This is a genomic window from Calidifontimicrobium sp. SYSU G02091, assembly GCF_022631395.1.
Classification (GTDB): domain Bacteria; phylum Pseudomonadota; class Gammaproteobacteria; order Burkholderiales; family Burkholderiaceae_C; genus Calidifontimicrobium; species Calidifontimicrobium sediminis.
Map to the genome: position 1 here is coordinate 55,594 of NZ_JALBGB010000002.1, position 13,005 is coordinate 68,598.

Consider the following 13,005-nt stretch of genomic DNA (forward strand, 5'->3'; position numbering starts at 1 on the left):
CTCAGCCGTACACGTTGGCCAGCGTGCCGATGCCGTCGACGACGACCTCGACCTGCGTGCCCGGCCGCATCGGCAGCACACCGAGCGACGTGCCGCACAGGATCACGTCGCCCGGCTCGAGCGTCATGTCGTGCGAGATGCGCGACACCAGCTCGAGCGGCGCGAAGAACATGTCGGCCAGCGGGTAGTGCTGCCGCTCGCGGCCGCCGACCAGCGTGCGCAGCACGGCGCCGGCGGGGTCGAAGTCGGTGGCGATCACGGGCCCGAGCGGGCAGAAGCCGTCGAAGCTCTTCGCGCGCGTCCACTGCGCGAACGACGCGTCGCGGTGCAGCAGCTCGAGCGCGGTGACGTCGTTGGCGCAGGTGTAGCCGAACACGTGCGCGGCGGCGTCGGCCGGCGCGACGGCGCGCGCGCTGCGGCCGATCACGACGGCGAGCTCGCCCTCGTAGGCCACGCGGCCGTCGTACGACGCCGGCACCGGGATCGGTCGCCCGTGCGCCGTGACGCTGCCGGGCGACTTGAGGAAGTACAGCGGCTCGGCGGGCGCGGCCCAGCCGTTCTTCTCGGCCGCGGCGCGGAAGTTGTTCCACAGCCCGACGACCTTGCCCGGGCGCACCGGCGGCAGCCACTCGACGTCGGCCAGCGGCACGCGCTCGCCGGTCGGGCGCGGCGCGTCGAACATCGAGCCTTCGTGCACGTGCACGGCGTCGGCTTCGAGCGTCCCGAAGCCGGCGCGGCCGGCGTGCACGAAACGCATCCACTTCATCGCTCTTCTCCCCGCCGTGGCGCTACTTGCGCCAGAACTGGCGCGTGAACAGGACCATGAACGACAGCAGCTCGACGCGGCCGACCAGCATCGCCAGCGTCAGCACCCACTTCTGGAAATCGGTCAGATGGCCGTAGTTGCCCGCCGGACCGGTCGAGCCCAGCCCCGGGCCCATGCAGTGCACCGAGGCCACCGCGGCGCCGACCGCCTCGTCGAACGACATCTCGCTGAGCAGCAGCAGCATGATGAAGCCGATCAGCGTAACGCCGTAGACGAGCATGTAGCCGAGCACCGCGAAGATCACGTCGTTGCCCACCGGCGCGCCGCCGATCGTCACCGGGCGCACCGCGCGCGGGTGGATCAGCCGCGTGAGCTCGCGCCGCGTCTGCTTGACGAGCAGCAGCACGCGGATCATCTTGATGCCGCAGCCGGTCGAGCCGGCGCTGGTGGCCATGCCCGACAGCAGCAGCATCAGGATCGGCGGGAACACCGGCCACTGCAGGTAGTCGGTCGTCGCGTAACCGGTCGTCGAGGCCACGGAGACGACGTTGAACGCGGCGTGGCGCAGCGCGGTGAGCGCGTCGTCGTAGGTGTGGCGCCACACCAGCACCGCGGTGACGAGCAGCACGCTGCCGATCATCACCGCCAGCGTGGCCTGCGTCTCGGGGTCGCGCAGCGGGACCCACACCGAGCGCTTGCGCACCGCGAGGAAGTACACCGCGAAGTTGCAGCTGCACACGAGCATGAACACGACCGCGATCGCCTCGAGCAGCGGCGAGTCGAAGTAGGCGAAGCTCGCGTCGTGCGACGACAGGCCGCCGAGACTGACGGTGGAGAACATGTGCTGCCACGCGTCCAGCGGCTCCATGCCGCCGGCCCAGTACGCCGTCACGCACGCCAGCGACAGCACCGCGTAGACGGTCCACAGGCCCTTGGCGGTCTCGGTGATGCGCGGGGTGAGCTTGGTGTCCTTCAGCGGGCCGGCGGCCTCGGCGCGGAACAGCTGGCTGCCGCCGACGCCGAGCATCGGCAGGATCGCCACCGCGAGGATCAGGATGCCGAGGCCGCCCAGCCACTGCAGGAACGTGCGCCAGACGTTGATCGACGCGGGCAGGTCGTCGAGCCCGGAGAACACCGTCGCGCCGGTGGTCGTCAGCCCCGACACCGCCTCGAAGTAGGCGTCGGTCCAGCTGATCGGCCGCCCGACACTGTCGAAGTAGGCCTGCAGCGGGATCGCGGCGAACACCGGCAGCAGGCTCCACGCGAGCACGACGAGCAGCACGCCGTCGCGCGCCTGCAGCTCGCGGCGGAAGCGCCGCGCGAGCGCCCACAGCGTGGCGCCGACGGCGATCGTCAGCACCATCTCGGCGCCGAACGCCCGGTGCGCGCCGTCGCCGACGGCCAGCGACACGCCCAGCGGCACGGCGAAGCTCAGCCCGAACACCGCCAGGATGATCCCGAGCAGCCCCAGGACCGGCAGCAACGTCTCGATCAGAAGAATGTCGCCCCCACCTGGAACAGCTTCTCGACCTCGCGCACCATGCGCTTGCGCGGCATGAACACGATGACGTGGTCGTTGGCCTGGATCACCGTGTCGTGGTGCGGCATGATGACCTCGGGCTCGGTGCCCTCCTCCTCACCGCCGCGCACGATCGCGCCGATCTCGGCGCCGCGCGGCAGCGCGAGTTCCTCGATGCGCCGGCCGACGACGCGCGAGGTGCGGCGGTCGCCGCGCGCGATCGCCTCGAGCGCCTCGCTCGCGCCGCGGCGCAGGCTGTGCACCGCCTCGACGTCGCCACGGCGCACGAACGCGAGCAGCTCGCCGATGACCGTCTGTGCCGGCGAGATCGCGATGTCGATCGCGGTGCCCTGCACGAGGTCGGCGTAGGCGCGCCGGTTGATCAGCGCGAGCACGCGCCGCGCGCCCAGGCGCTTGGCGAGCAGGCACGACATGATGTTGTCCTCGTCGTCGCTCGTGATCGCGATGAACAGGTCCATCTCGCGCACGTTCTCGCTCTCCATCACGTCCTCGTCGGTCGAGTCGGCGTTGAGCACGAGCACGCCCGGGGGCAGCTGGGTCGCGAGGTAGTCGCAGCGGCGGCGGTCGGTCTCGATGATCTTGACCTCGTGCTTGGCGTGAATCTCGCGCGCCAGGCGCAGCCCCACCTTGCCGCCGCCGGCGATCATCACGCGGCGCACCGGGCGGTCCATCTGGCGCAGCGCGCCGAGCACGCGGCGGATGTGCTTCGTCGCGGCGAGCACGAACACCTCGTCGTCGGGCTCGATGCGCGCGCTGCCCACCGCCGGCACGCGCTCGTTGCCGCGGTAGATCGCGACGATGCGCATCGGCGTGTCGGGCACGAGCTGCGGAATCTCGGCCAGCGCGTGGCGCACCAGCGGCCCGCCGGCCACCGCGCGCACCGCGATCAGGCTGACGACGCCGTGCGCGAACTCGAGCACCTGCAGCGCCTCGGGGTACTCGATGAGCTTGCGGATGTAGGCCGTGACCGACTGCTCGGGGCAGATCACCTGGTCGACGGCGAAGCCCGACTCCTTGCTCAGCAGCGGCATGTCGCCGACGAACTCGGGCGAGCGCAGCCGCGCGATCGTCGTCGGCACGTTGAACAGGTCGTGCGCGACCTTGCAGACGACGAGGTTGGTCTCGTCCATCGGCGCGCACGCGATCAGCATGTCGCAGTCCTCGATGCCCGCCTCGCGCAGCACCGACGGCTGGATGCCGTTGCCGGGCACGCCGCGCAGGTCCAGCCGGTCCTGCAGCGCGTGCAGCCGCTGCGGATCGGTGTCGACGACGGTGATGTCGTTGTTCTCCGACACCAGGCTCTCGGCCACGCTCTCGCCGACGCGGCCGGCGCCGATGATGATGATGTTCACGCCGAGGTCTCTTGCTGCAGTGCGACAGGATACAGCCGCCGCAAGACATCGCGGGCCGCGGCGGCCAGCAGTGGCTGCAGCGCCGCAGCCAGCGCCTCGACCTGCGACGGCTCGATGCGCTCACCCTCGGGGCGCTGCGCCCACAGGGCCGCCAGCGCCTCGCGCTGCGGCGCCAGCGCCTCGCGCACCGCGGCGGGCCAGTGCGGCGGCGTCTCGCCTTCGCGCCACTGGCCCCGCCCGCGGCCGAAGTGTGCGACCGCGAGGTAGCGCAGCAGCGACGCGTCGACCAGGCCGTCGAGCACCTCGGCACGCCAGCCGAGCCACGAGCGTTCGGTGCCGCGCACGAGGTTGGCCAGCCGCGCGGCGCCGGCGGCGCCCAGCGCGCCGAGCAGCGAGCCGGCCAGCAGCCCGCCACCCAGCGTCAGCCCGCCGGTCGCGAGGTCGGCCTTCAGGCCCGCGAGCGCGCCGGTGACGACGCCGCCGAGCACCGCGGCCTGGGCCTCGTCGACGCGCAGCCGCACGTCGTAGTGCGTGGCCAGGCGCTGCAGGATCTCGCCTTCGGCGTCGCCCTCGAGGCCATGCAGCGCGATCAGGCGCGCGGTGCCGTCGCGCACCTCGCGGTCCAGCGCCTCGGCGAGCTGCTGCTGCGCCACGGCGAGCGGGCCGGCCTCGCCGCCGGCGCGCAGCCGGCTGCCGAGCTCGCGCACCTGCGTGCGCAGCTGCGCGACCAGCCCCGTGCCTTCGCCGACCGCCACGCGCGCCAGCGCGATGCGCGCCAGCCCCGCGGCCAGCACCTGCATGCTGGCGTCGAACGTGGCCTCGCGACGCGCCTGCCACGCCGCGCGCAGCCGCGCCATCGCCGGGCGCTGCGGCGGTGGCAGCGCTGCCTCGACGGCAGCCAGCAGCACGCCTTCCTGCACCCAGCAGCGCGCGAACGCGTCGAGCGGCAGCACGCGCGTGACGAGCGGCTGCGCGGCGAGGTGCCGCCGCCAGCGCTCGACCTCGGCCGCCTCGTGTGCGGCATCGCGCGGCGCGCCGAGCTGGTTGAGCAGCACGACCACCGGCTTGCCGATCCAGCCGAGCAGTTCCATCTCGGCGTCGACGTAGCCGGCCGCCTCGGGCGACTCGGCCGCATTGACGAGGTACAGCACGACGTCGGTCGTGTCGCGCACGTGCCGCAGCGCCTGCTGGCTGGCCCAGAACGCGCGGTCGGTGAAGCGGTCCCACACCTCGGCGAGGAACCAGCCGAGCGGGCTGTCGGCCTGGCGCAGCCGGCGCGCCAGGCGCACGCTGTCGCCGAAGCCCGGCGTGTCGGCGAGTTGCAGGACGTCGCCGGCGTCGGTGGTCAGCAGCGGGTGCACCTCGGCGAACTCGGTCACGTGCGGCGCGTCGCGCACTTCGCCGATGTCGCGGCCGAGCAGCGTGCGCGCCAGCGTCGTCTTGCCGACGTTGGTGTGCGCGATCAGGCTCAGCGTGATCGTGCCGGCAGCGTCGCTCATGGCAGGGCGGCGAGCGCAGCGTCGCGCTGCACCGGACGCTCGAGCGCGGCCTGCAGCAGCTGCTCGGCCGTGGCCACGTCGGGCTGCTCGAGGTCGACGAACACGGCCGCGGTGCCGAACGCGCGCGCGAGCGCGGCCCACGCCGCGCGCCGCTGCGCGAGGCGCTCGTCGAGCCCGGCGAAGCGCGCGCGAAACGGCCCTTCGTCGACGACGAGCACCAGCGGCACGCCGGCCGGCAGCGCGGCGGCCAGCGCGCGCAGCAGGCGGCCGTGCTGCTCGGCCTCGGGGGTGGCGCCCATCTCGCACAGCACGATCGCGGCGTCGGCGGCGGGCGGCGCGGCGACGTGGTCCTCGTCGCCGTGCGCCACCGGCGCGCGCAGGTCGAGCTGCACCGCGTCGCCCCACAGCCGCGCGCAGGTCTCGCGCAGCGCCAGCGTCGCCGCCGCCGACGGCGCACGCGCGTGCGGCCACACGACGACGCGCGCCGGGCCGTCGCGCCGCGGGCGCAGCATTCGCTGGAAGTACGGCTCGCCGAGCGGCAGCGGGAAGCGGCGCGACCCCCGCGCCGCACGCGCGAGCGCGACGGCAGCCAGCAGCGCGCGCGGCACGACGACGGCCAGCGCGAGCGTCCATGCGTAGAGGTGGATCCACGGCGCGGCCGGGCCGCCGCCGGCGCCGTCGGGGCCGACACGCAGCGCGGCGATGCCGGCGACATCGGGCAGCGCGATGCCCGACAGCGCCGACGCCGGCGCGAGCAGCGTCGCCAGCACTGCGTGCACCGCGGCCGGCTCGAGGAAGGTGCTCTGCCAGCCGGCGCGGTAGTCGAGCACCAGCCCGCGCAGGTACAGCCCGGCGATCAGGCCGACGGCCAGCGCCGCGGCGCCGGCGTGCAGCAGCGCGGCGGCGCGCGCGGCCGCCAGCGGCGCGCTGGCCTGCACCCAGTCGGCGGCATAGGCCGGCCACAGCCGCGCGAGTCCGAGCTCGGCCAGCCCGCGCGGTGCCGTGGCGTCGGCGCTGCGCTGCACCGCGCGGCGCACGAGCGCGGCGATCGGCCCCGGCGCCGGCGCACGCCGGCGCACGAGGCCCACAAGCGCGCGCCACGCGAGCGCGACGAACACCGCGAGGTTCCACGCCAGCAGCCCCCACACCGGCGGCGCGAGCAGGTTGACGTGCTGGCTGCCGCCGACGCGGTCGACGACGACGCCAGCCAGCAGCCCCACCGCGACGGCCGCGGCCACCGCCGCAGGGCGCCACAGTGGGCGCTGCAGCCAGCGCCACACCGCCGCGCTCGCGGGCCGGTCGCGCGGCAGCAGCCGCTGCAGCGCCGCGTGCGCGCGCGCGGCGACGAAGGCCGCGTCGCTGGCCTGCGCACCGACCGTCTCGGCGGCCACGCGCGTGGCCCACGCGCGGTCGGCGGCGGTCCAGCCGTCGAGTTCGGGCTCGGCGCGCTCGATCGCGCGCACGAGCACCACTTCGCGAGCAGCGACCTCGTCCATGGGCGGCGATGGTAGGGCCTGGTGCGGACGCTACAGCCGCTGCAGCGTGCGCTCGTCCTCGACGCCGTCGAAGAAGCGCTCGAGCGCGGCGCGGAATAGCGGCTCGTCGGGCACGGCGTGCGCGAACAGCGTCATCGACGAGCAGAACTTGACGTCGTCGGGTGCCCCTAGGATTTCGTGCACCGTCTTGCCCGGCACGGCGAGCATCAGCGCCGTGGCGCGACGCAGCCGCGCGCCGAGCAGCGGGTGCGCCGCGTAGGCGCGCGCCTCGGCCAGCGAGCCGATGCCGTAGCGCTGCGCCATCGCGCTCGTGCCGAGCCCGCGCAGCTGCGGGAACACGAACCACATCCAGTGGCTCGCCTTGCGGCCGGCGGCGAGCTCGGCCTCGACACGCTGCCACAGCGGCGCCTGCGCGTCGACGAAGCGCTGCAGATCGAACGGGTCGTCAACCATCGACCGGGGCGGCGCCGCCGGCGACCATCGCGTCGCGCGCGCGCATCTTGGCGTGGACGTAGGCGCCGTGCGGCACGTGCAGCAGGTCGGCGATGCGCCACATCACGTGCTGCTCGTGCGCGCTCAGGCACCCGTCGGCGTAGGCCACGCGCCACATCAGCTCGATGATGCGCACCTTGCGCGCCATGTCGAAGCCCTCGTTGATGCGCGACGTGAAGCGGAAGTAGTCGCTCGCATCGCGCACCGCCTGCTCGGCCAGCTCGAACAGGCGCTCGACCTCGTCGTCGGCGAGCGCGAACTTCTCCTTCAGCGCGTCGACGACGGCACGCCGCTCGGCGGCGCCGAACCGCGCGTCGGCGCGCAGCACCTCGACGAGCAGCACCGCGGTGGCCAGCTGCAGCGGGTGCTCGTCGTCGGCCGGCGCGGCGCCGCCCTGCGGCGGCAGCAGCGCGTCGAACAAGTCCTTCAGGGTGCGCAGCATCGGCGGACTCCGCAGGCGATCCAGGTCGCGTCATTGTCCCCTTCCCCGGCAACTGCCCCCGGCGGCCGGAAGGCGCGCCGGGCGCCGCCGGGGGCAAAGCCGCTGCCTACAATGCCGCGATGCTCCGTTGCGACGTCGCGATCCACGGCGCCGGCATCGTCGGGCGCTCGCTGGCGCTCGAGCTGGCGTCGCGCGGCTTCGACGTCGCACTGCTGACGGCGGCACCGGCCGCCAGCGGTCCCGACTTGCGCACCTACGCGCTCAACGCCGCGTCGGTCGCGCTGCTGCAGCGCGTGCGCGTGTGGGCCCAGCTGCCGCCCGACGCCGCCACCCCCGTGCTCGAGATGCGCATCCACGGTGACGCGGCCGGTGGTGCGCTCGAGTTCTCGGCGTGGCAGCAGCACGTCGAGCAGCTCGCGCACATCGTCGACGCGGCGGCGCTCGAAGCCACGCTGGCCGACGCGGTGCGCTTCGCACCGCGCGTGCACGTGCTCGACGCCGACGTCACGGTCGACGCGCCGCTGCACGCCTGGTGCGACGGCAGGCACTCGCGCGCACGCGAGCGGCTCGGCGCCGACTTCGTCGCGCACCGCTACGGGCAGACCGCGGTCGCGGCACGGCTGGTGGCCTCGCAGCCGCACGGCGGCGTCGCGCGGCAATGGTTCCGCGCGCCCGACGTGCTCGCGCTGCTGCCGTTCGACGGCGTCGCGCGCGGATACGGCTACGGCCTCGTGTGGTCGCTGCCCGACGAGCGCGCGCGCGAGCTGCTCGCCGCCGACGCGGCCACCTTCGAGGACGCGCTGGCCAACGCCACCAGCGGCGCCGCCGGCGAACTGACGCTGGCCGCCGGCGGCGCGCGCGCCGGCTGGCCGCTGATGCTCGGGCGCGCGCAGCGCGTGGCCGGCCCCGGCTGGGTGCTGGTCGGCGACGCGGCGCACGTCGTGCACCCGCTGGCCGGCCAGGGGCTGAACCTCGGGCTGGGCGACGTCGCGTGCCTGGCGCGCGTGCTCGCGCAGCGCGAGCCGTGGCGCCCGCCCGGCGACGAGCGCGTGCTGGCGCGCTACGCGCGCGAGCGCGCCGCGCCGACCGCCGAGATGGCGCTCGTGACCGACGGTTTGCTGCACTTGTTCGCATCCGACCTGCCCGGCGCGAGGGAACTGCGCAACCGCGGGCTGGGTCTGGTGGATCATCTGACCCCGCTCAAGCGCTGGCTCGCCGCCCGCGCGCTGGCCACCTGAAGGAAGTCCCGATGAAGCCGTCCCTGCCGCGCCTCGGCGCCGTGCTGCTGCTCGCCGCGATCGCGGCCACTGCCTCGGCGCAGGAGGCGGTGATCCGCAAGAACCTCGCCGAGCGGCTGCCGCAGCTGCCCAAGATCGACGAGGTCACGAAGACGCCGGTGCCCGGGCTGTGGGAGGTGCGCATCGGCAACGACGTGCTGTACACCGACGAGCGCGGCGACTTCGTCGTGCAGGGCGCGATCTTCGACACGCGCACGCGCACCAACCTGACCGAGGAGCGCATCAACAAGCTCACCGCGATCGACTTCGCGACGCTGCCGCTGAAGGATGCGATGGTCGTCAAGCAGGGCAGCGGCGCGCGCAAGCTCGTCGTGTTCGCCGACCCGAACTGCGGCTTCTGCAAGCGCTTCGAGCGTGACCTGCTCAACGTCAAGGACGTCACGATCTACACCTTCCTGTACCCGATCCTCGGCGCCGACTCGACCGAGAAGTCGCGCGCGATCTGGTGCGCGAAGGACCCGATGAAGGCCTGGCGCGACTGGATGATCGACGGCGTCGCGCCGCCGAAGGTCAGCGGCAAGTGCGACGACGCGGTGCTGCAGCGCAACCTCGCGCTCGGCCAGAAGCACCGCATCCAGGGCACGCCGGCCATCGTCTACGAGGACGGCACGCGCTCGCCCGGCGCGCTGCCCGCCGCCGAGGTCGAAAAGCAGCTCGCCGCGCGCAGCAAGTCCTGACGCCGCTGCAGCGGCTCCGCGCGCCGCGCCGGCACGCCGCCGCCGCTGCGGCCACAATGCGCCGCCATGGCGGCCACCCCTTCGTGCTCCCCGACCGTGACGCCCGCGGCGTCGCGCTGGCTCGGCTATGCCGGGCTGCTGCCCTTCGTCGCCGGCGCCGCGGCGGCATGGGCCGGCGGCGAGATCGGCGCGGCCGGCGCCGCGTCGCTGGCGGCGTACGCGGCCGTGATCGTCTCGTTCCTCGGTGGCATCCACTGGGGCCTGGGCTTCGTGCGCGACGAGCCGGCGCGCTTCGCCTGGGGCATCGTGCCATCGCTGGTCGCATGGCCGGCGCTGCTGCTGCCGAGCACGGCGGCGCTGGCGCTGCTGGCGGCGATGCTCGTCGTCTGCTACGCCGTCGACCGCCGCGTCTACCCGCGGCTGGGACTGCAGCGCTGGCTGCCGCTGCGCCTGCACCTGAGCGCGGTGGCCGCGGCGTGCTGCGCCGCCGCGGCGGCAGCCGCCGGTGGCTGGGGGGGCGCGTGACGATCGCCTACCACGTCGAGATCGCCGACGCCCACGCGCACCTGTGGCGCGTGACGCTGACGGTGCCGCGCCCGGCGCCGCTGCAGCGGCTGAGCCTGCCGGTGTGGATCCCGGGCAGCTACCTCGTGCGCGAGTTCGCGCGCCACCTGTCGGCCCTCGAGGCCCGCCAGGGCACGCGCGCAGTGGCGCTGACGCAGCTCGACAAGGCGACTTGGCAGGCCGCCTGCGACGGGCGCGGCGCGCTCGTCGTGACCTACCTCGTCTACGCGTTCGACACGTCGGTGCGCGCGGCCTTTCTCGATGCCGAGCGCGGCTTCTTCAACGGCACCAGCGTGTGCCTGCGCGTCGAGGGGCGCGAGGACGAGCCGCACACGCTGACGCTGGGCGCGCTGCCGCGCGGCTGGCAGGTGGCCACCGCGATGCCGGCGCAGCCGGGCAAGGCCCGCGCCTGGACCGCCGTGGACTACCACGAGTTCGTCGACCACCCGTTCACGCTCGGGCGCTTCTGGCACGGGCGCTTCGACGCTGCGGGCGTGCCGCACGAGTTCGTCGTCACCGGCGCGTGGCCCGGGTTCGACGGCGAGCGGCTGCTCGCCGACGTGAAGAAGATCTGCGAGGCCCAGATCGCGCTGTGGCACGGCCGGCGCCGGCGCGACGTGCCGTTCACGCGCTACGTCTTCATGCTGCACGCGACCGAGGACGGCTACGGCGGGCTCGAGCACCGCGCGAGCACGGCGCTGATCGCGTCGCGGCGCGACCTGCCGCGCAAGGACGCCCCGTCCGGCAACGGCCCCGCCGACGGCTACGTCAACCTGCTCGGGCTGATCAGTCACGAGTACTTCCACACCTGGAACGTCAAGCGGCTGCGCCCGGCCGAGTTCGCGCGCCTGGACTACGCGCGCGAGAACTACACGTCACTGCTGTGGTTCTTCGAGGGCTTCACGTCGTACTACGACGACCTCGTGCTGGTGCGCGCCGGGCTGATCGACGAGGCGCGCTACCTGAAGCTGCTCGCCAAGACGGTCAACGGCGTGCTCGGCACGCCGGGGCGCACGGTGCAAAGCGTCGCGCAGGCCAGCTTCGACGCCTGGGTCAAGTACTACCGCTGCGACGAGAACACGCCCAACGCGACGGTGAGCTACTACACGAAAGGCGCGCTCGTCGCGCTCGCGCTCGACCTGGCGCTGCGCGCCGGCGGCCACGGCAGCCTCGACGACCTGATGCGCCGGCTGTGGCAGCGCAGCGGCGGCGGCGCGATCGGCGAAGCCGACATCATCGACGCCGTGCGCGCGCAGGCCGGCGAAGCGATCGCCGACGACCTGCACCACTGGGTGCACGGCACCGACGACCTGCCGCTCGCGCCGCTGCTCGCGCGCTTCGGCGTCACGCTGGCGCCCGAGGCGTCGGCGCCCGGGCTGGCCGCCGCGCTGGGGCTGCGCGTCAGCGAAGGGCCGGTCAGCGGCGTGCAGGTCAAGACGGTGCTGCGCGGCAGCGCCGCCGAGCGCGCCGGCGTGGCCGCCGGCGACGAACTGATCGCCGTCGACGGCTGGCGCGTGCGCCGCCTCGACGACGCGCAGGCGTGGGTCGCGCCGGGGGCGCGCTTCGAGCTGCTGCTGGTGCGCGACCAGCGGGTGCGCCGCGTCGACGTGCAGTGGCCGGCGCAGCCGCCGCGCCCGGTGCAGATCACGCTCGACGCGCAGGCGCCGGCCGCCGCGGCGGCGCTGCGCCGCGCATGGCTGCGCCCCTGACCGCCACCGCGCCCCGGCGCTCGCGTTGGCGCCGCGCCGCCGCGGCACTGCTGCTGGCCGCCGTCGCGGCGGTGCACCTGGGGGTGTCGCAGCGGCTGGCGGCCGGCCTCGACGCCGCCCGCAGCGCCGGCGCGCTGCCGCCACCGATCGAAGTCAGCTTCGTGCGCGAACTGCAGCCGGCCGCCCCGCCGTCCCCGCCCGCCGCATCGCGCCCGCGGCGCCAGCCCCGCGCAGCCGCCGCGCCGCCGCCGGCTGTGGCCGCCTCGGCGGTGGCCGACGCGGTGGCGCAAGCCGCCTCCGACGCGGCCGGGGCCGCGGCGCCAGACACGGACGCGCAGCGCGAGCCCGACCTGCAGCAGGCGGTCACGGAGGCGGCACCGGCCGGGGAGGCGCGGGCCGACCCCGTGCAGACGGACATGGCGCACGCCGCGCAACCCGACGTGCCGCCCGCCGCCGAAGCCGCCGCGAGCGACGCCGCGGCGAGCGCGTTCGAGTGGCCGCCGTCGACGCGCCTGCAATACACGCTCAGCGGCTGGTACCGCGGCGAGGTCTACGGCCAGGCCGAGGTGCAGTGGCGGCGCGACGGCGAGCGCTACCAGGTCCTGCTCGAGGTCTCGGTCGGGCCGTCGTTCGCGCCACTGCTGTCGCGGCGCATGGTCAGCGACGGCGAGCTGACCGCCGACGGCCTGCGCCCGCGCCGCTACGACGAGGTCACGCAAGTCGGCCTCGGCCCGCCGCGCCAGCGAACGCTGCGGCTCGACACCGACCCGGTGCAGCTGGCCGACGGGCGCACGGCGCCGGCGATGGCCGGCATGCAGGACACCGCGAGCCAGTTCGTGCAGCTGACGTGGCTGTTCACGCTGCAGCCCGAGCGGCTGCGCGCGGGGCAGGTCGTCGAGTTCCCTCTGGCGCTGCCACGCCGGCTCGAGCGCTGGCGCTACGAGGTGGTCGGCGACGACCGCGTCGACACGCCGGTGGGCGGCGTCGCCGCGGTGCACGTGCGGCCGTCGCGCGAGACGCCGTCGCGCTCGGGGCGCGACCTGCACGCCGAGGTCTGGATCGCGCCGACGCTGCAGTACCTGCCGGTGCGCATCCACATCCGCCAGGACGCCGAGACCTACGTCGACCTGCTGCTGTCGGGGCTGCCGCAGCAGGCGGCGCGCTGACCGC

General features: G+C 74.6%; 12 protein-coding genes. 5 read left to right on the forward strand and 7 right to left on the reverse strand.

The genetic code is table 11. The features are described from left to right. Position 1: 1 nt before the first annotated feature. Genes MOJ79_RS01670 through MOJ79_RS01700 form a run of 7 tightly spaced genes read right to left on the reverse strand, consistent with a single transcriptional unit; the run spans position 2 to position 7,587 of the window. Entirely contained in the window at positions 2 to 766 is a 765-nt protein-coding gene (locus tag MOJ79_RS01670) for a fumarylacetoacetate hydrolase family protein (protein ID WP_241922591.1), read from the reverse strand. A 22-nt stretch (positions 767 to 788) separates the two neighbouring features. Continuing rightward, entirely contained in the window at positions 789 to 2,258 is a 1,470-nt protein-coding gene (locus MOJ79_RS01675; RefSeq protein ID WP_241922756.1) for a TrkH family potassium uptake protein, read from the reverse strand. Next, positions 2,258 to 3,658 (reverse strand): Trk system potassium transporter TrkA, encoded by a 1,401-nt coding sequence (gene trkA / locus MOJ79_RS01680; protein ID WP_241922592.1) that lies wholly within the window; start codon positions 3,656 to 3,658, stop codon positions 2,258 to 2,260. The genes MOJ79_RS01675 and trkA overlap by 1 nt, the downstream gene beginning before the upstream one ends. Further along, on the reverse strand, positions 3,655 to 5,157 hold the full coding sequence (locus MOJ79_RS01685; RefSeq protein ID WP_241922593.1) for a GTPase domain-containing protein: 1,503 nt from the start codon (positions 5,155 to 5,157) through the stop codon (positions 3,655 to 3,657). Before MOJ79_RS01685 ends, trkA begins: the two co-directional genes overlap by 4 nt. Beyond that, positions 5,154 to 6,653: a DUF2868 domain-containing protein gene (locus tag MOJ79_RS01690; RefSeq protein WP_241922594.1), complete on the reverse strand. Its 1,500-nt coding sequence runs from the start codon at positions 6,651 to 6,653 to the stop codon at positions 5,154 to 5,156. Before MOJ79_RS01690 ends, MOJ79_RS01685 begins: the two co-directional genes overlap by 4 nt. Before the next feature lie 30 nt (positions 6,654 to 6,683). After that, positions 6,684 to 7,106: a DUF1810 domain-containing protein gene (locus tag MOJ79_RS01695; protein WP_241922595.1), complete on the reverse strand. Its 423-nt coding sequence runs from the start codon at positions 7,104 to 7,106 to the stop codon at positions 6,684 to 6,686. Beyond that, positions 7,099 to 7,587, reverse strand: a complete 489-nt coding sequence (locus MOJ79_RS01700) for a tellurite resistance TerB family protein (RefSeq protein WP_241922596.1) — start codon at positions 7,585 to 7,587, stop codon at positions 7,099 to 7,101. The genes MOJ79_RS01695 and MOJ79_RS01700 overlap by 8 nt, the downstream gene beginning before the upstream one ends. Positions 7,588 to 7,706: 119 nt before the next feature. On the opposite strand from MOJ79_RS01700, the gene MOJ79_RS01705 reads away from it, so the two are divergent. The 5 genes from MOJ79_RS01705 to MOJ79_RS01725 all read left to right on the forward strand — a co-directional run bounded on the left by MOJ79_RS01705 (position 7,707) and on the right by MOJ79_RS01725 (position 13,001). Then, on the forward strand, positions 7,707 to 8,825 hold the full coding sequence (locus MOJ79_RS01705; protein WP_241922597.1) for an FAD-dependent monooxygenase: 1,119 nt from the start codon (positions 7,707 to 7,709) through the stop codon (positions 8,823 to 8,825). Between the two features lie 11 nt (positions 8,826 to 8,836). Next, positions 8,837 to 9,562 carry a DsbC family protein gene (locus MOJ79_RS01710; RefSeq protein ID WP_241922598.1) on the forward strand — a complete coding sequence of 242 codons (726 nt, stop codon included), beginning with the start codon at positions 8,837 to 8,839 and terminating at the stop codon, positions 9,560 to 9,562. A gap of 66 nt (positions 9,563 to 9,628) precedes the next feature. Continuing rightward, positions 9,629 to 10,087 (forward strand): DUF3429 domain-containing protein, encoded by a 459-nt coding sequence (locus MOJ79_RS01715; protein ID WP_241922599.1) that lies wholly within the window; start codon positions 9,629 to 9,631, stop codon positions 10,085 to 10,087. Beyond that, entirely contained in the window at positions 10,084 to 11,835 is a 1,752-nt protein-coding gene (locus tag MOJ79_RS01720) for a M61 family metallopeptidase (protein WP_241922600.1), read from the forward strand. The genes MOJ79_RS01715 and MOJ79_RS01720 overlap by 4 nt, the downstream gene beginning before the upstream one ends. Beyond that, on the forward strand, positions 11,820 to 13,001 hold the full coding sequence (locus MOJ79_RS01725) for a DUF3108 domain-containing protein (RefSeq protein WP_241922601.1): 1,182 nt from the start codon (positions 11,820 to 11,822) through the stop codon (positions 12,999 to 13,001). The genes MOJ79_RS01720 and MOJ79_RS01725 overlap by 16 nt, the downstream gene beginning before the upstream one ends. Positions 13,002 to 13,005: the final 4 nt, after the last annotated feature.

What these genes read in the sequence shown, in the direction of transcription:
- MOJ79_RS01670 (WP_241922591.1), bottom strand. Translation starts at nt 766, where the DNA reads ATGAAGTGGATGCGTTTCGTGCACGCCGGCCGCGCCGGCTTCGGGACG.
- MOJ79_RS01685 (WP_241922593.1), bottom strand. Translation starts at nt 5,157, where the DNA reads ATGAGCGACGCTGCCGGCACGATCACGCTGAGCCTGATCGCGCACACC.
- MOJ79_RS01690 (WP_241922594.1), bottom strand. Translation starts at nt 6,653, where the DNA reads ATGGACGAGGTCGCTGCTCGCGAAGTGGTGCTCGTGCGCGCGATCGAG.
- MOJ79_RS01695 (WP_241922595.1), bottom strand. Translation starts at nt 7,106, where the DNA reads ATGGTTGACGACCCGTTCGATCTGCAGCGCTTCGTCGACGCGCAGGCG.
- MOJ79_RS01700 (WP_241922596.1), bottom strand. Translation starts at nt 7,587, where the DNA reads ATGCTGCGCACCCTGAAGGACTTGTTCGACGCGCTGCTGCCGCCGCAG.
- MOJ79_RS01705 (WP_241922597.1), top strand. Translation starts at nt 7,707, where the DNA reads ATGCTCCGTTGCGACGTCGCGATCCACGGCGCCGGCATCGTCGGGCGC.
- MOJ79_RS01710 (WP_241922598.1), top strand. Translation starts at nt 8,837, where the DNA reads ATGAAGCCGTCCCTGCCGCGCCTCGGCGCCGTGCTGCTGCTCGCCGCG.
- MOJ79_RS01715 (WP_241922599.1), top strand. Translation starts at nt 9,629, where the DNA reads ATGGCGGCCACCCCTTCGTGCTCCCCGACCGTGACGCCCGCGGCGTCG.
- MOJ79_RS01725 (WP_241922601.1), top strand. Translation starts at nt 11,820, where the DNA reads ATGGCTGCGCCCCTGACCGCCACCGCGCCCCGGCGCTCGCGTTGGCGC.